Origin of the sequence: Corynebacterium halotolerans (assembly GCF_050107895.1) — a bacterium.
In the GTDB taxonomy this organism is placed as follows: domain Bacteria; phylum Actinomycetota; class Actinomycetes; order Mycobacteriales; family Mycobacteriaceae; genus Corynebacterium; species Corynebacterium halotolerans_B.
The window spans coordinates 16571-39502 of record NZ_JBNILW010000007.1 but is presented as its reverse complement, the minus strand read 5'-3'; the positions used below and the strand labels follow the sequence as shown (position 1 = coordinate 39502).

At 65.9% G+C, this 22932-nt stretch carries 19 protein-coding genes and 2 tRNA genes; 15 read left to right on the top strand and 6 right to left on the bottom strand.

Annotation, left to right across the window (positions count from 1 at the left end; all coding sequences use genetic code 11):
• Nucleotides 1–72 precede the first annotated feature (72 nt).
• The 5 genes from recF (at nt 73) to ACQCVD_RS08315 (ending at nt 5973) form a co-directional block, all read left to right on the top strand.
• Nucleotides 73–1281, top strand: coding sequence for a DNA replication/repair protein RecF (gene recF / locus ACQCVD_RS08335; RefSeq protein WP_426823274.1), 1209 nt, complete (start codon nt 73–75; stop codon nt 1279–1281).
• Entirely contained in the window at nt 1265–1975 is a 711-nt protein-coding gene (locus tag ACQCVD_RS08330; RefSeq protein WP_426823273.1) for a DciA family protein, read from the top strand. Before recF ends, ACQCVD_RS08330 begins: the two co-directional genes overlap by 17 nt.
• Nucleotides 1976–2126: 151 nt before the next feature.
• Complete coding sequence (gyrB, locus tag ACQCVD_RS08325) at nt 2127–4166, top strand: DNA topoisomerase (ATP-hydrolyzing) subunit B (protein ID WP_426823272.1); 2040 nt, start codon at nt 2127–2129, stop codon at nt 4164–4166.
• A gap of 141 nt (nt 4167–4307) precedes the next feature.
• Nucleotides 4308–5222: an alpha/beta fold hydrolase gene (locus tag ACQCVD_RS08320; protein WP_426823271.1), complete on the top strand. Its 915-nt coding sequence runs from the start codon at nt 4308–4310 to the stop codon at nt 5220–5222.
• A gap of 268 nt (nt 5223–5490) precedes the next feature.
• Nucleotides 5491–5973 carry a flavin reductase family protein gene (locus ACQCVD_RS08315; RefSeq protein WP_426823270.1) on the top strand — a complete coding sequence of 161 codons (483 nt, stop codon included), beginning with the start codon at nt 5491–5493 and terminating at the stop codon, nt 5971–5973.
• A 67-nt stretch (nt 5974–6040) separates the two neighbouring features.
• Here ACQCVD_RS08315 and ACQCVD_RS08310 read toward each other — a convergent pair whose 3' ends face one another.
• The 3 genes from ACQCVD_RS08310 to ACQCVD_RS08300 all read right to left on the bottom strand — a co-directional run bounded on the left by ACQCVD_RS08310 (nt 6041) and on the right by ACQCVD_RS08300 (nt 7461).
• Nucleotides 6041–6502: a DUF6918 family protein gene (locus tag ACQCVD_RS08310; RefSeq protein ID WP_426823269.1), complete on the bottom strand. Its 462-nt coding sequence runs from the start codon at nt 6500–6502 to the stop codon at nt 6041–6043.
• 435 nt (nt 6503–6937) lie between these two features.
• Nucleotides 6938–7222, bottom strand: coding sequence for a hypothetical protein (locus ACQCVD_RS08305; RefSeq protein ID WP_426823268.1), 285 nt, complete (start codon nt 7220–7222; stop codon nt 6938–6940).
• A complete protein-coding gene (locus ACQCVD_RS08300) occupies nt 7219–7461 on the bottom strand; it encodes a CopG family transcriptional regulator (RefSeq protein WP_426823267.1) in 243 nt (80 codons plus the stop codon). Before ACQCVD_RS08300 ends, ACQCVD_RS08305 begins: the two co-directional genes overlap by 4 nt.
• A 128-nt stretch (nt 7462–7589) precedes the next feature.
• Here ACQCVD_RS08300 and gyrA point away from each other — a divergent pair, with 128 nt between their 5' ends.
• The 5 genes from gyrA to ACQCVD_RS08275 all read left to right on the top strand — a co-directional run bounded on the left by gyrA (nt 7590) and on the right by ACQCVD_RS08275 (nt 11604).
• Nucleotides 7590–10190 carry a DNA gyrase subunit A gene (gene gyrA, locus ACQCVD_RS08295; RefSeq protein ID WP_426823266.1) on the top strand — a complete coding sequence of 867 codons (2601 nt, stop codon included), beginning with the start codon at nt 7590–7592 and terminating at the stop codon, nt 10188–10190.
• Nucleotides 10191–10535 (top strand): DUF3566 domain-containing protein, encoded by a 345-nt coding sequence (locus ACQCVD_RS08290; RefSeq protein ID WP_426823265.1) that lies wholly within the window; start codon nt 10191–10193, stop codon nt 10533–10535.
• A gap of 161 nt (nt 10536–10696) precedes the next feature.
• A tRNA-Ile gene (locus ACQCVD_RS08285) sits at nt 10697–10773 on the top strand.
• Between the two features lie 8 nt (nt 10774–10781).
• Nucleotides 10782–10854 (top strand) — tRNA-Ala (locus ACQCVD_RS08280).
• Nucleotides 10855–10980: 126 nt separating this feature from the next.
• Nucleotides 10981–11604, top strand: a complete 624-nt coding sequence (locus ACQCVD_RS08275; protein ID WP_426823264.1) for a GNAT family N-acetyltransferase — start codon at nt 10981–10983, stop codon at nt 11602–11604.
• 67 nt (nt 11605–11671) lie between these two features.
• Here ACQCVD_RS08275 and ACQCVD_RS08270 read toward each other — a convergent pair whose 3' ends face one another.
• Both ACQCVD_RS08270 and ACQCVD_RS08265 read right to left on the bottom strand, forming a co-directional pair.
• Nucleotides 11672–12241: a phosphoesterase gene (locus ACQCVD_RS08270; protein ID WP_426823263.1), complete on the bottom strand. Its 570-nt coding sequence runs from the start codon at nt 12239–12241 to the stop codon at nt 11672–11674.
• A 62-nt stretch (nt 12242–12303) separates the two neighbouring features.
• Nucleotides 12304–13356 carry a hypothetical protein gene (locus tag ACQCVD_RS08265; RefSeq protein ID WP_426823262.1) on the bottom strand — a complete coding sequence of 351 codons (1053 nt, stop codon included), beginning with the start codon at nt 13354–13356 and terminating at the stop codon, nt 12304–12306.
• Between the two features lie 245 nt (nt 13357–13601).
• Between ACQCVD_RS08265 and ACQCVD_RS08260 the strand changes: the two genes are divergently transcribed.
• From ACQCVD_RS08260 to ACQCVD_RS08250, 3 genes are all read left to right on the top strand, one after another.
• Nucleotides 13602–14615 carry a helix-turn-helix domain-containing protein gene (locus tag ACQCVD_RS08260; protein WP_426823261.1) on the top strand — a complete coding sequence of 338 codons (1014 nt, stop codon included), beginning with the start codon at nt 13602–13604 and terminating at the stop codon, nt 14613–14615.
• 249 nt (nt 14616–14864) lie between these two features.
• Nucleotides 14865–16745 carry an FAD-dependent oxidoreductase gene (locus ACQCVD_RS08255; RefSeq protein ID WP_426823260.1) on the top strand — a complete coding sequence of 627 codons (1881 nt, stop codon included), beginning with the start codon at nt 14865–14867 and terminating at the stop codon, nt 16743–16745.
• A gap of 102 nt (nt 16746–16847) precedes the next feature.
• Nucleotides 16848–17459, top strand: coding sequence for a hypothetical protein (locus tag ACQCVD_RS08250; RefSeq protein WP_426823259.1), 612 nt, complete (start codon nt 16848–16850; stop codon nt 17457–17459).
• 407 nt (nt 17460–17866) lie between these two features.
• Here the strand turns inward: ACQCVD_RS08250 and ACQCVD_RS08245 are convergent, their stop codons facing one another.
• Nucleotides 17867–18781 (bottom strand): hypothetical protein, encoded by a 915-nt coding sequence (locus ACQCVD_RS08245; RefSeq protein ID WP_426823258.1) that lies wholly within the window; start codon nt 18779–18781, stop codon nt 17867–17869.
• Between the two features lie 490 nt (nt 18782–19271).
• Here ACQCVD_RS08245 and ACQCVD_RS08240 point away from each other — a divergent pair, with 490 nt between their 5' ends.
• Both ACQCVD_RS08240 and metE read left to right on the top strand, forming a co-directional pair.
• Entirely contained in the window at nt 19272–20330 is a 1059-nt protein-coding gene (locus ACQCVD_RS08240) for a methylenetetrahydrofolate reductase (protein ID WP_426823257.1), read from the top strand.
• Nucleotides 20331–20453: 123 nt separating this feature from the next.
• Complete coding sequence (gene metE / locus ACQCVD_RS08235) at nt 20454–22796, top strand: 5-methyltetrahydropteroyltriglutamate--homocysteine S-methyltransferase (protein ID WP_426823256.1); 2343 nt, start codon at nt 20454–20456, stop codon at nt 22794–22796.
• Nucleotides 22797–22932 lie beyond the last annotated feature (136 nt).

Sequence of the window (22932 nt, the reverse complement as noted above, 5' to 3'; positions counted from 1 at the left end):
CACCGGGCGGGAAGAACCCCGGTCCGTCCCCCGGTGGCGCACAGCGGTTTTGAGAGGGCAGGTGACTAACCGATGCACATCCGGCAACTGCAGTTGCGGGACTTCCGGTCGTGGCCGGAACTGAGCCTCGACCTCCTGCCCGGCGCCACCGTGTTCATCGGTCGCAACGGCTTCGGGAAGACAAACATCGTCGAGGCCATCGGCTACACCGCCCATCTGGGCTCCCACCGTGTCAGTCAGGACGGCCCGCTGGTCAGGGCGGGCGCTCCCAACGCGCGGATATCCACCACGGCGGTCAACCAGGGCCGCGAGTTGACCACCCACCTGCTGATCAAGCCGCACGCAGCCAACCAGGCACAGCTCAACCGCACCCGCCTGAATTCTCCCCGGGAATTGTTGGGCGTGGTCAAGACCGTGTTATTCGCCCCGGAGGACCTGGCGCTGGTCCGGGGCGAACCCAACGAACGGCGCCGCTACCTCGATGAGATCATCGCCACCCGGCAGCCCCGGCTCGCCGGTGTCAAAGCGGACTATGACCGGGTACTCAAACAGCGCAACGCCTTGTTGAAGTCCGCCACGGTGGCGCTGCGGCGGGGCTACCACAGTGAGGAGGGCGCGAGTGCGCTGTCCACGCTCGATGTCTGGGACAGCCAGCTGGCGGGCTTCGGCTCCCAGGTCATCGCCGCCCGGAAACAGCTGCTGGTGGAGCTGTCCGAGCACGTCCATGACGCTTACGCCGGCATCGCCCCGGAATCCCGGCCGGCGAAACTGGGTTACCGCAGCACCGTGGATGACACACTGCGGGAGCTCGTCGGTGACACCGCCACGGCATTGGAGCCGGCGGTGATCGAGGCTGCCATGCTCACTGAACTGGGAAAACGCCGGCAGCGGGAGATTGAGCGCGGCATGTCACTGGTGGGCCCCCACCGCGATGACCTGGAGCTGATTCTGGGAGAACAACCGGCGAAGGGTTTCGCCAGCCACGGCGAGACCTGGTCCTTCGCGCTGGCCCTGCGGCTCGCGGAATTCTCCCTGCTGCGCGCGGACGGCAGCGACCCGGTGCTGATCCTCGATGATGTCTTCGCGGAGCTCGACCGGAAGCGCCGGGAGAAGCTGGTGGCTATCGCCACGGATGCCGAACAGGTGCTGATCACGGCGGCCGTCGACGGCGATCTACCGGGTAACCTGGATGCTGTGGTCCAGCGTCACAGAGTCACCATGACCACCACTGACGCCGGCCGGATTTCGCAGTTGGAGGCACCAGGTGGAGCAGAACAATAATCCCCTGCCGCCGGAGCAGGGCGACCATGGCGGTACGCCGGGATCCGATGATTCGATCAGCGCGGCCTTCGCCGAATTGCGGGCGGTGGCCAAGCGCCGTTCCGGCACCGTACCCGATCTCAGTCGGCAGGGCCGCAGTCAGCTTCCCCGCCGTCGGGGCGCGGAACGGAAAACCGACCGGGGCCAGATCCCCGGCATCCCCGGGCTCGGTGGTCCACCCGAGGACGGGAAGAACGCCGGTGAGGCCGCCGCGAAGAACGAGGAGGCTGCAGAGAAGCGCCGCCCTGCTCGCGGCGTCGGACAGCCGACCGGGCCGGATGGCCGGCGGCTCCCCCGGCGGCCGAACCTGGACAACCTGGGCGCGGTGCTGGGCACGGAGATCGTCCGACGCGGCTGGCGGCGGGAGCTCGCCGGCGGCTGGGTGCATTCCCACTGGGACACCTTGGTCGGCGAGAAGATTGCGCAGCACACGAAGGTGGAGATGCTCAAGGACAAGACGTTGTTCATCACCTGTGACTCGACCGCCTGGGCGACGAATCTGCGGATGATGCAGCGCCAGATCCTGCAGGCCATCGCCGAGCGGGTCGGGCCGGATGTGGTCGCGGAACTCAAGATCCACGGACCGAAGGCGCAGAACTGGTATCGCGGCCAGATCCACGTCAAGGGACGGGGACCGCGGGACACTTTCGGATGATCTCGGCCGGGTTTCAGCCGACCTGGGGATTTAGTTTCTGCGGCCTCTGAGTGGCCGTCCGACGGATTGAGTGTCCAGGTACGTAGGGGGGCACTATGTGTGTAGAATGGAACAGTCTCTACACGAATTTAGCGAGGAGTGCTCGTTCCACGTGGCTACCACAGAACACAATTATGACGCCTCATCGATCACCGTGCTCGAGGGTCTCGAGGCGGTCCGTAAGCGCCCTGGCATGTACATCGGTTCCACCGGCTCCCGAGGACTGCACCATCTGGTCTGGGAGGTCGTGGACAACTCAGTCGACGAAGCGATGGCGGGTCACGCCAGCAAGGTCGAGGTTACCCTGCTCGCCGATGGTGGCGTGCAGGTCGTCGATGACGGACGCGGTATCCCGGTGGCAATGCATGCCTCCGGTGCCCCCACCATTCAGGTCGTGATGACCCAGCTACACGCCGGCGGCAAGTTCGACTCCGATTCCTACGCGGTGTCCGGCGGCCTCCACGGCGTGGGTATCTCCGTGGTCAACGCCCTGTCCACCAGGGTCGAGGCCGATATCAAGCTCGGCGGCAAGCACTGGATCCAGAACTTCAATGACTCGATCCCGGATGACCTGATCGAGGGCGGCAACGCCCGCGGCACCGGCACCACCATCCGGTTCTGGCCGGACAAGGAGATCTTCGAGACCACGAATTTCGATTTCGACACGATCTCCCGCCGCCTGCAGGAGATGGCCTTCCTGAACAAGGGTCTGACCATCACCGTCAAGGATGAGCGGGTCACCGATGAGGAACTCGAACTGGAGGCCATCGCTGAGGAGGGCGACACCGCCCAGGACGTCGACAGCCCCTCCTTCGATGACACCGCCGCCGGCGACGCCCCGAAGGCACCGAAGAAGCGTGAGAAGAAGCATGTCTTCCACTACCCCAACGGGTTGGCGGACTACGTCAATCACCTGAACAAGGCGAAGACCGCGATCCACCCCTCCATCGTCTCGCTGGACGCGAAGGGTGAGGACCACGAGGTCGAGGTCGCGATGCAGTGGAACTCCGGGTACAAGGAGTCGGTCCACACCTTCGCCAACACCATCGCCACGGTGGAGGGCGGCACGCATGAGGAGGGTTTCCGCTCGGCGCTGACCTCCCTGATGAACAAGTACGCCCGGGATCACAAGCTGCTCAAGGACAAGGACGCCAACCTCACCGGTGATGACTGCCGCGAGGGCCTATCAGCCGTGATCTCCGTGCGGGTGGGCGACCCCCAGTTCGAGGGGCAGACCAAGACCAAGCTGGGCAACACCGAAATCCGCTCCTTCGTGCAGAAGAGCACGTACGAGCACGTCGGTGACTGGCTGGAGGCCAACCCGGCCGAGGCCAAGGCCATCATCTCCAAGGCGGTGTCCTCCTCCCAGGCACGGATCGCCGCCCGCAAGGCCCGGGACCTGGTGCGCCGCAAATCCGCCACGGACATGGGTGGACTGCCCGGCAAGCTCGCCGACTGCCGTTCCAAGGACCCGATCAAGTCCGAACTCTACATCGTGGAGGGTGACTCGGCCGGTGGTTCCGCCAAGGCCGGCCGTGACTCCATGTACCAGGCGATCCTGCCGCTGCGCGGTAAGATCCTGAATGTGGAGAAGGTCCGCCTGGACCGCGCGCTGAAGAACGCCGAGGTCCAGGCGATCATCACCGCACTGGGGACCGGCATCAACGAGGAATTTGACCTGACCAAGCTGCGGTACCACAAGATCGTGCTGATGGCCGACGCCGACGTCGACGGCCAGCACATCGCCACCCTGCTGCTGACCCTGCTCTTCCGTTTCATGCCGGAGCTGGTCGCGGAAGGCCACGTCTACCTGGCCAACCCGCCGCTGTACAAGCTGAAGTGGTCCAAGGGAGAGCCGGGCTTCGCCTACTCCGACGACGAGCGCGACAAGCTGCTCGCCGAGGGCCTGGAGAAGAACCGCAAGATCAACAAGGATGACGGCATCCAGCGCTACAAGGGCCTGGGTGAGATGAACGCGAACGAGCTGTGGGAGACCACGCTCGACCCGGAGACCCGCATCCTGCGCCGCGTGGACATGTTGGACGCCCAGCGCGCCGATGAGCTCTTCTCGGTGCTCATGGGGGACGACGTCGCCGCCCGACGCTCCTTCATCACCCGCCGTGCGAAGGACGTCCGCTTCCTGGACATCTAGGCTTTCGCCGCCCACCACCGGGGCCTGACGCCCCTCTCCGGGGCGTCAGGCCCCGGTGGTTTTCGTCATCTCCGCCGATCCGCGCCGGGAACCGCGATACCCTGGAACCGACTGCCTGAGACCCTGAGGAGAAACCTGCCGATGAATACCGCCGAGCCGGAGAAACCGACCGTGGTGGACGTGAACCTGCCGGATTCCTCGGTGACTCCGGTGGAGGTCCACCAGCCCGTGGGCCGTACCGCTGCGGGTGCCGCGCCGTTGGTCATGCTCTGGCCCGGGTTCGGGATGGGGGCCTCCTACTACCGGCCGATCGCCCGGGAGCTGGCCGCGCGCGGTTATCCGGTGGCCACGGGCGAACTCCGGGGGCAGGGCGCCAGTACCGCCCGGGCCACCCGCGCCGGACGGTGGGGCTACCACGACCTGGCGGCCGAGGATTATCCCCGCACCATTCGCGCCGTGAAATCACACCTCTCCCTGCTCGTGGACCACCCGACGGTGCTCCTCACCCATTCCATGGGTGGCCAGGTCGGGGTGCTCTTCCTGGCGCGTGACGACGCCCGGGAGCTCAACGTCCGTGGTCTGTTCGGCGTGGGCAGTGGCTCGCCCCACCTGCCGACCTTCCCCACGCCCATGCGGCGCCGGCTCCGCCTGGGCACCATTCTGCTGGGGCGTATCGGGGGTTCCCTGGGATTCTGGCCCGGCAAGGTCGCCGGCTGGGATCCGGTGGGTTATGGCCGGCAGTCCGGCCAGCACATGGCGGAGTGGCGCCGCCTGGCCCTGCACAACACATTCGCGGAGCTGGGTGGTGCTGATCTGGATTATCCCGCTGCCATGCGGGAGGTGGAGCTGCCGGTGCTGCTGACCAGATTCGCCAATGACCTGGACTGCCCGCGGGCCTCCAGCACAGCCCTGGCGGAGCACCTGCCGAAGGCGGGCCTGCGGATCGAGGAGCTGGCCGGGGATCTCGGGCACAACCGCTGGGCCCGGCAACCGCAGGTGACGGCGGACCGCTTCGAGCGGTTCCTGGTGGACAACGACATCTCCGCCGTCCGGTGAGACAGCTGCCGGAGCAGCCCAACCGGCCCCGAGGCAGGGGCCGGAATAGTTCCGCGTCACCTGTTGTTGCCACTGATGAGACCAAGTGACCGGCCTTCTGTCTCCGGTTTCATCCAGCAGCAGCTGGGCTGTGGCCGTGTCACGGCGACCACGCTGAGGGAGCGGTTTCCCTGCCGGACGCTACCGGGGACGGTGACAACCATTCATACTGAAGTCTGATCGGACGCACGTGCGGCCCGATCGCCCCACAACTGGAGGAATCCAACTGATGACGTCCCCGACGCTCGCGCCGACTGCCCTTCGTTCCATTCTCGCTCACGCGCCCACCCCGATCACGGCCGTGGCTGCGCGCATCGAGGGAGAGCTGGTAGGCATGATCGTCGGTTCCTTCATCGGCCTGAGTCTGGAACCACCGCTCGTGGGCCTGAGCATCCAGAAGACGTCCACCACCTGGCCGGTGCTGCGCACCGCCGAGCAGATCGGCATCACGGTGCTCAGTGAGAACCACCGCACGATCGTCCGTCAGATCGCCGGCCCCGCCGCCACCCGATTCACCGGGCTGGATCTCCGGGAAGAGCACGGCGCGGTGCTGCTCAATGAGGGAAGTGCGCAGCTGCGCACCCACCTTGTGCAGGAGGTGGACACCGGCGATCATCTCCTGGCCATCCTCGAGATCGAGGATGCGGCGGAGAACCCGGCCGCCAGCGCCCTGGTGTTCCACGGCTCGCAGATCCGCGGCGTGCAACTCTAGACCGGCCACAGGAAAGCCGCCCCCGGACGCAGGTCCGGTGGGCGGCTTCCTGTGGTTGGGACGTCAGTTACGGAGCGACGTGCTTCTCGACGACCCGGCCGATGCCGGTGACATTCGCCGCCAGTACCTTCTCCCCACGACCACGCACTCCGCGGTAGATCTTGACCAGGGTGGCGTTATCCAGGCGGTCTGCGGTGCGGTCCGCAATCTCCAGCAGGGAATCGGCGACCTGTTCCCGCCGGTTGTCCAGGAAGGTGCCGAAGGTGCCGGCGGTATCGGGTTCGCCACCGCCGGCTTCCCGGTAGTCATTCCAGTGCGGCTGGAGAGCTTCCGCCAGATCCGGGAGGAGACCGTCGATCGCGCGGGCGATGAAATCGGGGCGGATCTTCTGGACCGCGGAGTAGGCACCCTTGATCGCGATACCGGAGACCCCGGATTGCTGGGACACGGTCTGGTCGGCGAAAGCGGCGAGGTCGTGGACGACGGCCTCACGCTGGGAACCGGTCAGGGCCGCGGAGAGATCGGTCATGAGAGTGCCTTTCAGGTCTGGGCTGCGGGGTGATGGGAACTGATCCTGCCGGGTGATGAACCGCTGCAGGGGATAGAGGGCAGTCTAGTTCACGGCTGGGATCACCTGCGGCCCCGCCGCCGACCGGTTCTCCCGGTGAGGGAACCAGGGAGGGTCCCGGAACCTGTCTAACCGCCCTGGGACAGGATGAAACGGGCGGGAAATGCTCCGGAAATCCAAGAATGGGGGCCATCGATTATCGGCTGCCCTGATCAAGGAAGAACCCCATTGGGGATACCGCCATGGATTGGCGGACGCAACAATGGGGAACTGGGTGTTATGACTCTTCCGCCGCAGCAACTGAACCTCAAATGTCGTCTGCAGTCACAACAACCACAGATGTTACACAATCACGCCAACCGGGCCAAGGGAAACGCACTGATGGCGGAACAATTCTCAGCCCTCCCGGTTCAGTTCCAGCAGGACGAGGGCGGCCATGTCGGCGAGTTCCTCGTTCGCGTCCGTCATCGGCGTCAACCGTTGGATGGTCCGTTTCAGGTGGGCCGCCGCTGCTGTGACGGAATCATGAATCGGCATGCCATTGAGTTCGGCGGTGGTGGTGGCGGCGCTGGCGGCGATCGCGGACAGGTCCCTCACCGAAGCGCGGAATTCGCGGCCCACCAGATCCGCCACGGACAGCAGCTGGGCGGTGCTCAGGCCGCGGATGGCGGGGTGGCTCACAGGGGCCACGGGGCGTCTTCGCCGGGCTGGGGCCGGGTGGTGCGGATCCGGCGGCGGGTCTCGGCGTAGCCGGGCAGGATCTCGCGCGCCAGGCCCTCCACCTCGGCGTCGGCAAGCGTGCGGGCCGCGGTGGAGATGATCGCACGGACCGCGGCCTCGTGTTTGCTGCTGCCCTGGGCGCGGGCGAGCAGGGTCAGCGCGCGGTCCTGTTCCTCGTTGAGGCGAAGTGTCATGGCCATGGCCAGATGGTAGCAGAGTGATACCACTGAATTGAGGGCGAAGCGGTCAGAGGGCCAGGAAACGGCTTTTCCGGCGGCGGGGGAGTAGAGTGGGGGAGTCTAGCCACATTCGAGAAGAAAAGGTGAGCATGAGCGACGACAACAACGGCGGCGGAACCGCAGAGTTCGACCGCATTTTCCCCATCGACATCAACGAGGAGATGCAGACCAGCTACATCGACTACGCGATGTCGGTGATCGTGGGTCGTGCGCTGCCGGAGGTCCGCGACGGCATGAAGCCGGTGCACCGCCGCATCATCTACGCGATGTTCGACTCCGGCTACCGCCCCGAGCGCAGCTTCGTCAAGAGCTCGCGCCCCGTCGCGGACACCATGGGCCAGTTCCACCCGCACGGCGACTCCGCGATCTACGACACCCTGGTCCGCCTCGCGCAGCCCTGGAACATGCGCTATCCGCTGGTCGAGGGGCAGGGCAACTTCGGCTCCCGCGGCAACGACGGCCCGGCGGCCATGCGTTACACGGAGTGCCGGCTCACCCCGATCGCCATGGAAATGGTGCGGGACATCCGGGAAAACGCCGTGGAGTTCTCCCCGAACTACGACGGCAAGACCATGGAGCCGGACGTGCTGCCCTCGCGCGTGCCGAACCTGCTGATGAACGGCTCCAACGGCATCGCCGTCGGCATGGCCACCAACATTCCGCCGCACAACCTCCGGGAGTTGGCCGACGCCATCTTCTGGCTGCTGGAGAACCCGGACGCCGATGAGAAGTCCGCTCTCGACGCCTGCATGAGCTACGTGAAGGGACCGGATTTCCCGACCTCCGGCCTCATCGTCGGTGACCAGGGCATCAAGGACGCCTACACCACCGGCCGTGGTTCCATCCGCATGCGCGGCGTGACCGCCATCGAGGAGGTGGGCAACCGCCAGATCATCGTGATCACCGAGCTGCCCTACATGGTCAACCCGGACAACCTCATCTCCAACATCGCGGAGCAGGTCACCAACGGCAAGCTGGTGGGCATCTCCAAGATCGAGGACGAGTCCTCCGACCGGGTGGGCATGCGCATCGTGGTCACCCTGAAGCGCGACGCCGTGCCGCGCGTGGTGCTCAACAACCTGTACAAGCACTCCCAGCTGCAGACCAACTTCGGTGCCAACATGCTCTCCATCGTCGACGGTGTGCCGCGTACCCTGCGCCTGGACCAGATGCTGCGCCACTACGTCGCCCACCAGATCGACGTGATCATCCGCCGCACCCAGTTCCGCCTGGACGAGGCCGAGAAGCGCGCCCACATTCTGCGCGGCCTGGTCAAGGCACTGGACATGCTCGACGAGGTCATCGCCCTGATCCGCCGTTCGCCCACGGTGGATGAGGCCCGCACCGGACTGATGGAGCTGCTCGACGTCGACGACGTGCAGGCCGACGCCATCCTCGCGATGCAGCTGCGCCGCCTGGCCGCCCTGGAGCGCCAGAAGATCATCGATGAACTCGCCGAGATCGAACTCGAGATCGCGGACCTCAAGGACATCCTCGCCCGCCCTGAGCGGCAGCGGAAGATCGTCTACGAGGAACTGTCGGCGATCGTCGAGAAGTACGGCGATGACCGTCGTACCCAGCTGGTCCACGCCACCGGGGACGTCTCCGACGAGGACCTGATCGCCCGGGAGAACGTGGTGGTCACCATCACCTCGACCGGTTACGCCAAGCGCACCAAGGTCGATTCCTACCGTTCGCAGAAGCGCGGCGGGAAGGGCGTGCGCGGTGCCGAACTGAAGCAGGATGACGTGGTCCGCCACTTCTTCGTCAGCTCCACGCACGACTGGATCCTGTTCTTCACCAACTTCGGCCGCGTCTACCGCCTGAAGGCCTATGAGCTGCCGGAGGCCACCCGCACGGCACGTGGCCAGCATGTGGCCAACCTGCTGGAATTCCAGCCGGAGGAGCGCATCGCGCAGGTCATCCAGATCACCTCCTACGATGATGCGCCGTACCTGGTGCTGGCCACCGCCCACGGGCGCGTGAAGAAGTCCCGGCTGGCGGACTACGAGTCCAACCGTTCCGGCGGTCTCATCGCCATCAACCTCAACGAAGATGACCGGCTGATCGGCGCGGCCCTGTGCGCCGATGACGATGAAATGCTGTTGGTCTCTGAGGAAGGCCAGGCCATCCGTTTCCCCGCCGACGATGAGCAGCTGCGCCCGATGGGCCGGGCCACCGCCGGTGTGAAGGGCATGCGCTTCAAGGGTGAGGACCAGCTGCTGGCCATGACCGTGGTCCGCGACGGGGAGTACCTGCTGGTGGCCACCTCCGGCGGCTACGGCAAGCGCACCCCGATGGACGATTACAACTCCCAGGGACGCGGTGGCATGGGCGTGATGACCTTCAAGTACACCCCGAAGCGCGGCAAGCTCATCGGTGCTCTGGCGGTGGACGAGGACGACCAGATCTTCGCCATCACCACTGCCGGCGGTGTCATCCGCACCGAGGTCAACCAGATCCGCCCGTCTTCCCGTGCCACCATGGGCGTGCGTCTCGTCGACCTGGAGAAGGACGTCGAACTGCTGGCCATCGACAAGAACGTCGAGGGCGAAGGCGAGGAGACCGCCGAGGCCGTGGCCAAGGGAGAGGTTGCCGGCCCGACGGAACGCGCCGCGCAGAAAACGACGGATCAGCCCGAGCCTGAACTAGACTCCAACGAGACTGATACCGAGGAAGAGGAGAAGTAAATGGCAGCACGAGAAGTCGCCATCACCCGCGTATCCGCCGTCTCGGCGTTCCGGGTCGCCCTGGCCATGTCATTGGTCGGGCTGGTGGCGTGGATCCTCTGTGTGGCCATTCTCTATCTCGGTATGCAGGCCGCCGGCATCTGGGACCAGCTCAACTCCGTGGTCGCGGGCGTGGGTGGTGAGCAGGCCATAGGCTTCGGCATGGTCATCTCCATCGCTGCCTTGGTCGGTGCGATCGGGGCCATCCTGGTGACCGTGCTGGCTCCGCTGGTGGCCATCATCTACAACTCGCTGGTGGACCTCTTCGGTGGGCTCACCCTCACCCTTCAGGAGGGGGCGGACTAACCCGCCACCGCTTATCGACGCCCCGGGCGCCGCGGACTGCGGCACCCGGGGCGTCGTCGGTGGAAGCGCCTGTCCCGCTGTAATTGCCGAAGAAAAACCCGTTTTGAACTGGCGATTTGTTTAACTTCCAGGGAAGTGGGTAAAGTACATATTCGTTCCCAGGGCCTATAGCTCAGTCGGTTAGAGCGCATCGCTGATAACGATGAGGTCGCAAGTTCGATTCTTGCTAGGCCCACCAAGGAACCTGGGGCATTAGCTCAATTGGTAGAGCATCTGCTTTGCAAGCAGAAGGTCAGGAGTTCGATTCTCCTATGCTCCACAAGAGAAGTACCAGGTGAGAGCCACTTTCCGAGAAATTGGAGAGTGGCTCTTTTCCTGTCCGCGGAGCCCCGGAAAATGGCTCCGTCAGGTACCCAGCTGCATGTTCTCCCTTGGAAGGCCCGCCGTGACAGAATCTTCAGACCGTCTCGTGCACAGCCGTCTCGACTCAGCGGCCGCGCGGCCGCTGATCGAGGAACTCAGCCACGAGTACTCCACGCGCTACGCGGACTATCACGGTTTCACCAGGCCCGAAGATGCTCCAGCCGAGATCGAGCTGTTCCCGGCCCAGGTGTTCGCCCCGCCCTATGGTGATCTGCTGCTCATCCGCCGCGGCGAAGAAACCATCGCCGGGGGCGCGTTCATGTACCTCGACCATGAGACGGCGGAGATCAAACGGGTCTGGACCTCATCGGAACACCGCTGGCAGGGGCGGTCCCGCCGCATCATGACGGCACTGGAGAACGCCATCGTCGAGCGGGGCTACCGCAACGCCTATCTCACCACGGGACCGCGCCAACCGGAGGCGAGGAATCTCTATCTGAACCTGGGGTACACCCCGTTGTTCGACCTGGAGGCGGACCCGGAAACCATCGGGGAGCTGGCGTTCGAGAAGGTCCTCGCCCCCGGGAACGACGGGCCCCGCCTCCGCGGTCTGCTCGACCGGTGGCGGGGATTTCGGCAGCGCCGGCTGGTGGAGAAAACCTACCGGTGGCGGGAACAGCCGGAGACCAGGCTCTCCGCCCTCTAGCTACGCTCCGGTGACGCTGACAGGGTCTCGCCCGGCGTAGCCCCGTCGGCTCCGAATCACCTCTGAATCACAGCAACAGCCAGTACACGATCGCCGTGACCACCGCACCGGAAGCCGCACCGGCGAGAATCTCCGTCCAGCTGTGGTGCTGGATCACCACGCGGGCCCGGGCGATCAGCGGCGTGAGCGCCAGAGCAAGGAACCACCAGGGAGCCACGGCGAGCCCCAGGTAAGCGGTCACGCACACCCACAGGCCCACGTGGACAGAAGCCTTGATCTTGCCGGCGACGGTCACCACCCCGAATACGAGCAGAAAGATCAGGGCAGCCCACACCCCTGCCCAGATGAGCAGGGGAGTGCTCAGCATCATCAACACGCCGAGGAGCACGAGCACGCACAAGGTGATGCCGATGAGCACCCCGCCACGCTGCTCCCGGGCCGTCACATGGTGGTCCCCGATCTTCCCGGCCCGCATCAGCGTGATGATGAGGACCATGGGAACCACCCCGGTGCCCACCGCGGCGGCGCCGGCAGCGGGCCAGGCGCCGGTGGCCCCTCCCAGCACCAGGAAGAAGGCGATGTTGATCAGCCAGGGAGCGAAGACTTCGCTCAGCACGGCAGCGGTTCTCTCAGTCACGTCATATCAGCGTAGCCAGAACCCCGGACAGCTCCGGTGCCACCCTTGCCGCAGCGAACTGCTCAGGGTTCGCCGTAGAGCTCGTACATTGTGTCGCAGAGCAGTTTGTCCTGGACCACGTCATTCGCGCAGTCGTGCCACAGCTGCTCCTCATAGTCGCTGTCGAAGCTGCTGGGGTTCGGGTGGGAGACCGTCGGAGTGGGCGTCGTCGTGCTGGTGGGTGGTGTGGTGGGCGAAGGCTGCTGAGTGTCCGGGGGAGTGCTCAGACAATCCGAGGGATCCGCCACCTGTTCGCCGGTATCGGCGCAGCGGTAGGCAGGGTCCTCCTGGGCCCCATCACCGGCTCCACCGCCAGCGGCACCACCGCCGGAGTCATTCGGGCAGGCTGCCGCCGGGCGGCGGATTCCATCGCTGAACATCGCCCGGCCGTCCGCCTCGCAGCGGCCCACCTGGTGAGGAGCCACGGATTCACCGGTGGGAAGGCCGGCAGCACCGCCTCCCGAGCCAGTGTCAGGGCGGACGCCGGCCTCGCCGGACGCTGTGGGTTCGGCACCGGAGTCGGGCAGGTCGATGCGACGTCCCTCAAAGAGCAGGGCCGCTGCACCGGCCGGTACCGCCAGCATGTCCGCGAACTGGGATTCGGAATTCTCCTCGATCCCGGTCAACAGGTACTCAAAGTCGGCGTGCTCGGGATTGTCGGCGCAGGGTTGGTCATAGGTGGCGGGCTGCACTTCGCCCGCTTCGTCCACGACCTCCGGGGTGGAGAAGATGTGGGCCTTGCCGTCCGCCGTCAACCCGGAGCGTGCCTCGGTGTAAATGGTGAGGACCCAATTGTCGTCGGGGAGCGGTTCCGCGCCGGGCTTGCGGCCGAATTCGCAGGTGTCGGCGATCAGGATGTCCACGATCCGGAACTCCACGTCACAGGGTTGTTCCGCCGGGCAGTCCGCGGGGGCCCATTCTCCCAGCGGCAGCTCGGGAGCGGTGCCCGCGACGGCGCTGGCATCCGCGGATGTCGTGGTGTCCGTGACCGCACCGGTGACGGGATCCGGTTCCCCGGCGGCACAGCCGGCCAGGAGCAGACTCGTCCCAAGCAGGGCGGGGAGTCGTCGTCTCATGCTGAACAGGTCCTTTCACATGGGCATACGACACACCGGCCGGGGAACGGCCGATGTGTCGTTGGAGGGTGAAATGTGGGAGATTGCTCCCGGAAAAGACTCATCACCCTGCAAAACGCTTCTGATTAAAGTTACCTAACGGCGGTTCCCCCGGCTGAACGGCGGCCCGGGAGACGTGGTTTCGTAGTAGAGATGTGATATATGGGGGCGGGAGGTGCCCCCGGATCTCTAGAGTGGTGGGCATCATGTCTGAACCGTCAGAGCGTGACGCCGCTAAGCTGCTGCGCTTCACCACCCGTGGCATCGTGCCGAATGACCGGGTGCAACTGTGGGAGGGGCACAATGCCCGTGCCCTGATTCCCCTGGACATCCGGACCCTGGATGATCGTCCGATGCACGCCGAGGAGACGAACCTGCACCTTCCCTCGGTGCGGATCGCCAGCGTGTACGGCACCTCGCAGGTGGTGGAACGTTCCGAGGGCTTCATCGAGGCCAACCCCACCGGGGTGATCGCGATCTTCTTCGCCACGGAGGGGGACGCCTTCTTCTTCCACCGGGGTGGACACATCTCCATCAAGCCCGGGCAGGCCATCGTGTACGACGCTGACCGGCCGTTTCTCCGCGGATTCAACCACGGCTTCCGGGAGCTGGTGTTGACGGTCCCGAAGGCCAGCTACACCGGACTCGTCGGCGGCAAGGGGCCGGAACTGCCCGCGGTCTTCGATTTCAGCCCCGGCGGCGGCCAGGGGGAACAGACTCTGGCACGGCTGATCCAGGCCACCCTCGCCGACATCGCGAACGGCAGACCGCAGCCGCTCTCGCGCGCCGGGGCGGGGGAACTGGCGTTGCCGAGCGTGGAGGAGGAGCTCCTCGGCCTGGTGCAGCTGGTGCTCGGTGAGGCGCGCGGCGCCGAAACCGGGTTGATCGCCGCCGCGCGCAACCACATTGAACTCAACATCACCGATCGTGGCCTCGGTCCCGCCCAGGTGGCGGCGGCAGTGGGCATCAGTGAACGGCAGCTGGGGCGGATCTTCGCGGCAGCCGACACCACCGTGGGGCGGTACATTCTGGGTCGACGGCTGGAACTGGCGCACCGCGCCCTGACTTCGGGGGACCAGGACAGTGTGGCCGTCAGCGAGATCGGCCGGCGCTTCGGCTTCGCCTCCCCGAGCCATTTCAGCCGCACCTTCCGGGAGCGCTACCAACTGACCCCGCTGCAGTCCCGCAAGGAGGCGCAGCGGCGCCGTCTGCAGGGTTGAGCACCGCTTGCCGACGCCGCTCCCGCCCGCGCCCCGGGGCGTCGTGAAGCGGGGTTTTGTCCCCCGGCGGACATGTTCTTGCCCCGGGCGGACAAGAACGTGACGCAGGCTACTCCACCTCTGTGATCCGGCCTACATTCGTGTCAACGCCGACCGGAACGCCACCCGGCACCGGCCGCAAGGACACCAGAAATATCCGTGTGACCATCCACTACTGTGCCCCGGTCACCCGATCCAGAGGAGATCACCATGCCTGTCTTCCATGACGGAATCACCGCCACCGAGACCCCGGAGAACGATGACATCGTCACCACCGACGTGCTGATCGTCGGTTCCGGCCCGGCGGGCGCTGCTGCGGCGCTGTTCCTGTCCACCCACGGCGTGGCCAACATCATGATCACCAAGTACCGCTGGACCGCCAACACACCGCGCGCCCACATCACGAACCAGCGCACCATGGAGATCCTCCGCGACGCCGGCGTCGAGGATGAGGTGTTGGCCAAGGCCACGCCCCACGACCAGATGGGTGACACCGTCTACTGCGAGTCGCTGGCCGGCGAGGAGATCGGGCGCCGCCCCACCTGGGGTTACCGCCCGGACCGTCGCGCCGACTATGAACTGGCCTCCCCGTCCATGCCCTGCGATCTCCCGCAGACCATGATGGAGCCGATCCTGCTGGAAAACGCCACCAAGCGAGGCACCCAAACCCAGTTCTCCACCGAGTACCTCTCCCACACCCAGGATGACAAGGGTGTCGACGTCCAGGTGCGTAACCGCCTGACCGGGCATGAATACACCATCCGGGCGAAGTACCTGGTCGGGGCGGACGGAGCACGGTCACAGGTCGCCGAGGACATCAACACCCCCTTCGAGGGCAAGATGGACATCGGAGGTTCGATGAACATCCAGTTCAAGGCGGATCTTTCCCACCTGGCCGCCCACCGTCCCTCCATTCTCTACTGGGTGTTCCACCCGGGCTCCAATATCGGCGGCATCGGCGCCGGCCTGGTCCGCTGCGTCCGCCCCTGGAACGAGTGGCTGGTGGTCTGGGGCTACGACATCAACGGTGAGGCCCCGGAACTGGATGAGGACGAGGCCAAGCGCATCGTCCGTAACCTGGTGGGCATCCCGGACCTGGAGATGGAGATCACCGGCTACTCGCTGTGGGGCAACAACGAGCAGTACGCCACCCACATGCAGAACGGCCGGGTGTTCATCGCCGGCGACGCCGCGCACCGCCATCCGCCGAGCCACGGCCTGGGTTCCAACACCTCCATCCAGGATTCCTACAACCTGGCCTGGAAGCTGGCTGCCGTCATCAACGGCCAGGCCGGGGCGGAGCTGCTGGACACCTACTCCGTGGAACGGGCACCCGTGGCCAAGCAGATCGTCACGCGCGCCAATGACTCGGGCCGGGAGTACGGTCCCATCTTCGAGGCCCTGGGCGTGGCCGACGCGAAGACGGATGAGGAGTTCCGCGAGAACCTCAAGCTGCGCAAGGAACCCACCCCCGAGGGAGCCGCCCGTCGCAAGGCGCTGCGCCAGGCCCTGGACGACAAGGACTATGAATTCAACGCCCAGGGCACCGAGATCGGTCAGTTCTACGATTCCACCGCCGTGGTCTGCGACGGCGGCGGCCGCCCTGAGGTGACGCAGGACCCGATGCTCCACCATCAGAAGTCCACCTACCCCGGCCTGCGCCTGCCGCACGCCTGGATCGGGGACACCATGACCAAGCAGTCCACCCATGACCTGGCCACCGGCACCGGATTCACCCTGTTCACGGGCATCACGGGCCGCCCCTGGGCGGAGGCTGCTGCACAGGTGGCCACCGAGCTGGGCCTGGAGATCAGGGCCGTGGTCATCGGCGAGGGCTGCGAACACCAGGACCTCTACGGCGACTGGCTGCGCCAGCGCGAGGTCGCCGAGGACGGCATGATCCTGGTCCGCCCGGACAAGCACATCGGCTGGCGCGCCCATCACCTGGTGGATGATCCGCAGGGTGCGCTTACGGCCGTGTTGTCCGCGATCCTCAGCCGGGGCACCGCAGCAGACACCACGTTGAGCGACGAGGAGCTGGCGCAACTGACGAACACAGCCGGGCTGAAGACGGCACGCGTGGTCAGCTGACCTTTTCCCCTCACGGTGAACTCCCCGGGCTGGTGTCCGGGGAGTTCACCGGTGTTCCGGCGGTGGTTCCGGAGGACGCCCGAGTTGTTAGGCTGATCTTTCATGCGGATAAAAGTGCTGGGTGCCGGTATGACGGGGCTGTTGCTGACGGGAGTGCTGGCCGGTTGTTCCGGCGGTGGAGACACCGCGGAGCAGTCACTGGCCCCGGAATCCATCGATGTCACGGACACCCACGAGCAGGCGGGGGAGTTCCTCCCGGGTGAGTACCTGGCGGCTGACCCCGAATGCGAAGTGGACCCGATGCCGGCTGAGGCCACCGACGACGGACTGTCACGGGGTGGCATGTGCGTGCCCTCCGGGGAAGCCGTGGGCGTGCCGGATGATCTGCCCTGGTTCATCTGGAGCACCGGCCGGTCCACGGCGGATACGGTGGAAAATTACACCACCACGGATGTCCTCCGCTATCAGGAGCCGGAAGGGGACCAACCACTGGTGCAGGTGGTGGCCGGTAACGCCGGATTCACCGCTGATGATCCCGAAGCGCCGTTCGTGGAGCTGGAGATCTACTACCCGGAGCAGCAGTACCTGCTCAGCACCAGCCTCTCCGAGGAGATGCCGCAGCTCGCCGACCCGGACGAGCACGGTGACAAGGCTCCACTGTGGGCCGATGCTGTGGCGCTGGCGGAAGCCTACGGTTTCGTCGCAGCGGAATAGCTTTGTGGGGCGGCTTTTTGAGGCAGCCCGCGGGTGACAGCGTTGCAAAAGGATCGTGTCGATTTTCCCCTATAAATCAACACGATCCTTTTGCAACGCTGTCACCCGCCCCGAGAACGCCATGAACTAATGCCCCTTCACCACAGAAACGCTGCCACGACCTCATCGCGGAGGCGAAGTGGTGGGTTGCGGCGTGTTCTCCGTCCCCCGCACCGTCTCCCGCAACCGGTTGTGTGTTTTTGCCGGTCACTGTTCATGCCACAAGCCACGATCCGAAATCGCCATCCATAAACCGTCCACACCACGCAAAAACGCCGCCACGACATCCATCGTGGCGGCGTCCGCGATCTCGTTCAGCCCCGGGCAGACCCCGGAGCAGCCCGGGCAGACCCAGGAAGCGCGAAAACTTACTTGTCGCTCTGGTCGCGGTGGGGAGCGTTGTGCTTGTCGTACTCCGCCTGGATCTCCTCGCCTTCTTCGAGGAGTTCCTCGTTGGCCACGGGCTCCTCGTCTTCTTCGGCTTCTGCGGTGGCCTCCTCGGCGTTGGCTACGGCCTCGGCTGCGGCGTCGGCGACCGTTGACTCATCCTGCTCTGCAGTGTCGCCGACGGCTTCCTCGGCGCGGTGCTTGTCCAGCTGATCGTCCAGTGATGCCAACAGTTCCTCCTCAGATTGCAGTTTCCCCTTCGCCGGTTCAACTTCGGCCGGGGTTTCGGTCGAGTACACCAGAGTCGACTCGGTCTTGCCACCACCGTGCTCCTCGACACGCGGAGGAGTGGTGCCCGGAGCGGGCTTCCGGTTCAGGAACCAGTAGACTCCTCCGCCCACGGCGGCGATCAGCACGCTCACCAGTCCGAAGACCAGCCACTTGCTGGTGCCCTGCTGCTTGTCCTGCTTATTCCGGCCGAGCTTGGCGATCTGCTTGGCGGTCTTCTTCTGGGTCCGGTTGGCTGCTCGGGTGGCTTCCTTCCGGCCCTGTGCTGCGGCCTTGACGGCCTTGCGCTGCTTCTTTTTTCCGTTCTTCCGGGTGTCTTCGGCGACCTGCTGGCCGCGTTCTGCGAGTTCCTGCCCCTTGGCCTGGGCATCATCGAGAGCCTTGTTGAGGCGGGCCCGGGCGGACTTGGTGACGTTACCGGCTTCCCGCCGGGAGTCGTCGAGCAGCTCGCTGCCACGCTCACGGAGACCTTCGACACCGCCGACAGATTCCGCGGCTTCAGAGAGTCGCTCATAGGCCTGGATGGCCTTCTCGTCGCGGTACTTCTTGAACTGGTTCCACGCCGCGTTACTGGCGTTGAGGGCAATCTTCAGCGTGCTCGTGTTCATGTTTCTCCCTTGATGTCGGAGGTCTCGTTTGTCATCCGTGCCTTCCAGATTAGCCATCCCGGCTGAACGGTGGCCGGGGATTCCTTGTGAATTCGGTGCCCGCAGCGAATCCGGTGGTCCATCCACCCGAGCCTCTGCGCCACCTCCGCCACCCGGCCTCGTTCTGCCACCCCCGCCGATGGGACAGCAGGGTCAGCAGTGAGTGTTGAAGCGTGCTGAAACGAGGAGCGGGAAACTGGACAGCTTGGTTCAGAAATGGGGGAGAACCGCCTCTCCGGCAGGAATTATATTCAGGAATTGACCAGCAATATGTCCAGGTCACCGGCTTTGTTGATGAGCCACAGAAAAATAAGTGTTGTGGCACCGTGGTGCCGCGTTGCTAGATTCAAACGCAGTTCACCACGGGTACAGGAAGCCTCCTCGACGCCGTGCACACCCCGCCCCAAAAAACTGCGGCGGGACACCCACGAAGTTTTCTGAGGAGGCACTCATGAGCGGCGACGCAACCACCCTGGGCACGTCCCACCGCGTCTCCTTCTCCCAGGTCACCGGCAGCAACCGGCCACGGTTCTCCGCATCCGCGCCGTTGGACGAGGATCTGGTTCACCCCACCCCGCAGACCCCTGTCCTGGACCCCACGGACCTGCTGGGGCGGCAGCCCGGCGCCCGCCGCCGTACCTCGCTGTCCTTCGAGGTCATTCCACCCCGGCACGACTCGGACCAGGCCAAGGTCGACCACCTGCTGGCCACCCTGGACACCTACGAACCGGACTACCTGGCGGTGACCAGTTCACAGCGCTCCAGCTGGCTGGAGGGCACGTCCGAGTTCATCGCCCAGATCTCGCAGACCACCCGCATGCGTCCCCTGGCGCATCTGACCTGCACGGCCGGTCCGAGGAAAGAGCTGGTCAGCTGGATCAACACCCTGGTGGACGCCGGTGTCCGGGGCTTCCTGGCCCTCCGGGGCGACTATCCGGAGGACCAGGCCGGGCCCGATCCCGGCCACCTGCCCTACGCCAACCACCTGGTGCGGCTCATCCGGGACGTGGAGAAGCAGCAGGCCGCCCGCTTCGCCGCCGGACGGCTCGCGGTGGGGGTGGCCGCTTACCCCGCCGGGCACTTCGAGTCCTCCGGCTGGGACGAAGACATCGATGTGCTGCTGGCCAAGCAGCGCGCCGGGTCGGACTTCGCCATCACCCAGCTCTTCTTCGACGCGGAGGACTTCCTCCGCTTCCGGGAACGCGCCCGCCTGGCCGGAGTGTCGATCCCGCTGATCCCGGGGATCGTCCCGATGACCAGCGTGCAGCGGTTGCGCCGAATGGGGCAGCTCTCCGGCCTGACCGTCCCCGACCGGCTGATCCGCCGGCTCGAGGGAGCGGGCACGCCGGAGGGCGAGTACGACCTCGGTCTGGAACTCACCGCTGAGCTGGCGCGGGAACTCCTGGAAAATGACACGGAGAGCCTGCACCTGAACACCTTCAACCGAGCTGACACCGTCACAGAACTGCTGGACAGGATAGGAATCGCACCACGCACCAGACGTGCGTGACCGCATCCGACACCACAGCACCGGGAGCCCCCGCGAAGAGCAGTTCATCTCATCACACCTGGCCCGACCACCGGGCCGGTACTGAACCTGAATTTCTTCCCGAGAAAGGGCACTAGCTTAGCCATGACTGTCATCAAGCACGTCCAATTCCCGAACGCCACCATCGAGGCCTACCCCCGCATCGGCCCGGACCGGGAACTGAAGAAGGCGCTCGAATCCTACTGGCAGGGCCGCATCGACGCCGAGGCCTTCCGCTCCGCCACCCACAGCCTGCGGCTGAACAACTGGGCCCGCCTGGTCGAGCTGGGACTGACCGAGGACTACGCCATCCCCGCCGACGCCGCCCCCTATGACCACGTGCTGGAAACCGCGGTGACCGTCGGCCTGCTCGGCGGCGGGGCCGAGGACGTGAACCTGGACGACTACTTCACGCTGGCCCGCGGCAACGCGGACACCGCCCCGCTGGAGATGACCAAGTGGTTCGACACCAACTACCACTACCTGGTCCCGGAGGTCGCCGACAACGACGACTACCGCCCGCGCCCGCAGCGCCTGCTGGAGCTGTTCACCGAGGCCAGGGCGGCCGGCACGACGGTCCGCCCCTTCCTGGTCGGCCCGGTCACCCTGCTCGCCCTGTCCAAGCCCGCCGAGGGAGCGCAGACTCAGCCGCTGGATCACCTGGAGAAACTCACCGCCGCCTACGCCGAGGTCCTGCAGGTGCTGGCGGAAAACGGCGTGGAATGGGTCCAGATCGAGGAACCGGCGCTCGTCGCAGACCTGGGTGTGGCCTGCGACGACCAGCTCGCCGAGCTGGCACGGAAGACCTACGCCACCCTGCTTGACGACGCCGCGACCCGCCCCGCGGTCTTCCTCTCCGCGCCCTACGGTTCGCTGCAGACCGGGCTGGATGCGCTGGCCGACGTCCGCCCGGAGGCCCTCGGCGTGGATCTGGCGCCGCAGACCCTCAAGGACGCTCCGGACTACCTGGACCGGATCATCACCACCGTGAACCCGGGCACCCGCATCGTCGTCGGCGTGATTGACGGCCGCAATATCTGGGCCGCGGACCTGCGGGAGCGCCTCGAGGTCCTGGAGAAGTTCCACCGGGCCGACCACGAGGTCTCCGTGTCCACCTCCGTGTCCCTGCTGCACGTGCCGCACACCGTCGCCGCGGAGACCAGCTTGCCGGTGGACGTGGTTGGTTGGCTGTCCTTCGCGGACGAGAAGATAGGCGAGGTCGTGGCGCTGGATACCGCGCTGCGGCAGGGCACCACCGCCGCCGGGGAGGCCTTCGCCCGTTCGGACCGCGCCGTGCGCACCCGCACTGAATCCACCCGGGTGCACGACGCGGACGTCGAGAAGCGCCGGGCCGCCCTGCCGGAGGGGCAGGTCACCCGAGAGCCGGACTTCGCCGGTCGCGTCGGGGCGCAGCGGGCCCTGAACCTGCCGAAGCTGCCGACCACCACCATCGGCTCCTTCCCGCAGACCGCGGAGGTGCGCAAGGCCCGGGCGGACTTCAAGGCCGGTCGCATCGACGGGGCCGCCTACGAGGATGCTCTCAAGGCCGAGATCCGCGACGTCATCGAGCTGCAGGAACGTCTCGGCTTCGACGTCCTGGTCCACGGTGAGGCGGAGCGCAATGACATGGTGCAGTACTTCGCGGAGCTGCTCGACGGCTTCGTGGTCACCGAGAACGGCTGGGTCCAGTCCTACGGCTCCCGGTGCACCCGCCCGCCGATCCTGTTCGGCGACGTCTCCCGTCCGGCGGCCATGACCGTGGAGTGGACGAAGTACGCGGACTCCCTGACCGACAAGCCCGTCAAGGGCATGCTCACCGGCCCGGTGACCATCCTGGCGTGGTCCTTCGTGCGTGACGACGTCCCGTTGTCCACCTCCGCTGACCAGCTCGGCGTGGCCCTGGCCGACGAGGTCGCCGACCTCGAGGACGCCGGCATCAAGATCATCCAGATCGATGAGCCCGCCCTGCGCGAGCTATTGCCGCTGCGGGCCGGGAACCGCCGATCCTACCTGGACTGGGCTGTGCGCTCCTTCCGCCTGGTGGCCGTGGACGCCAAGCCGGAGACCCAGATCCACACCCACCTGTGTTACTCCGAGTTCGGCCAGATCATCGAGGCCATCAACGATCTGGATGCGGACGTCACCTCCATTGAGGCGGCCCGCTCCCGGATGGAGCTGCTCGGCGACATCGAGGAGAAGTTCACCTCCGGCATCGGCCCGGGCATCTACGACATCCACTCGCCGCGTGTCCCCGAGGTCACCGAGCTGATCGAGCTGCTCACCGCAGCTGCCCGGCACGTGCCGGCCGACCGTCTCTGGGTGAACCCGGACTGTGGCCTGAAGACCCGCGGTTATGAGGAAGTGGAGGCCTCCCTGCGCAACCTCGTCATCGCCCGGGACCACGTGGTGGAAAACGTGCAGCTGAAGGAAACCGCACCGGTGGCTTAACCGCCGATAGGCGGCTGTTCCCCTGGGATATGGTCGTTCATGTCGGGTAGGTCGCGGATACTGCCGGATTGTGGTCCCCAGCAACCCCCAATCGGCCATTATCCGCGACCTACCCGACATTCCTCCGGAAACACAA

Excerpts from the sequence above, each read along its gene's own strand:
- ACQCVD_RS08240 (WP_426823257.1), top strand. The coding sequence starts at position 19,272 with ATGAGCGGCGACGCAACCACCCTGGGCACGTCCCACCGCGTCTCCTTC.
- ACQCVD_RS08250 (WP_426823259.1), top strand. The coding sequence starts at position 16,848 with ATGCGGATAAAAGTGCTGGGTGCCGGTATGACGGGGCTGTTGCTGACG.
- recF (WP_426823274.1), top strand. The coding sequence starts at position 73 with ATGCACATCCGGCAACTGCAGTTGCGGGACTTCCGGTCGTGGCCGGAA.
- ACQCVD_RS08255 (WP_426823260.1), top strand. The coding sequence starts at position 14,865 with ATGCCTGTCTTCCATGACGGAATCACCGCCACCGAGACCCCGGAGAAC.
- ACQCVD_RS08245 (WP_426823258.1), bottom strand. The coding sequence starts at position 18,781 with ATGAACACGAGCACGCTGAAGATTGCCCTCAACGCCAGTAACGCGGCG.
- ACQCVD_RS08260 (WP_426823261.1), top strand. The coding sequence starts at position 13,602 with ATGTCTGAACCGTCAGAGCGTGACGCCGCTAAGCTGCTGCGCTTCACC.
- gyrA (WP_426823266.1), top strand. The coding sequence starts at position 7,590 with ATGAGCGACGACAACAACGGCGGCGGAACCGCAGAGTTCGACCGCATT.
- ACQCVD_RS08300 (WP_426823267.1), bottom strand. The coding sequence starts at position 7,461 with ATGGCCATGACACTTCGCCTCAACGAGGAACAGGACCGCGCGCTGACC.
- ACQCVD_RS08265 (WP_426823262.1), bottom strand. The coding sequence starts at position 13,356 with ATGAGACGACGACTCCCCGCCCTGCTTGGGACGAGTCTGCTCCTGGCC.
- ACQCVD_RS08315 (WP_426823270.1), top strand. The coding sequence starts at position 5,491 with ATGACGTCCCCGACGCTCGCGCCGACTGCCCTTCGTTCCATTCTCGCT.
- ACQCVD_RS08320 (WP_426823271.1), top strand. The coding sequence starts at position 4,308 with ATGAATACCGCCGAGCCGGAGAAACCGACCGTGGTGGACGTGAACCTG.
- metE (WP_426823256.1), top strand. The coding sequence starts at position 20,454 with ATGACTGTCATCAAGCACGTCCAATTCCCGAACGCCACCATCGAGGCC.
- ACQCVD_RS08290 (WP_426823265.1), top strand. The coding sequence starts at position 10,191 with ATGGCAGCACGAGAAGTCGCCATCACCCGCGTATCCGCCGTCTCGGCG.
- ACQCVD_RS08310 (WP_426823269.1), bottom strand. The coding sequence starts at position 6,502 with ATGACCGATCTCTCCGCGGCCCTGACCGGTTCCCAGCGTGAGGCCGTC.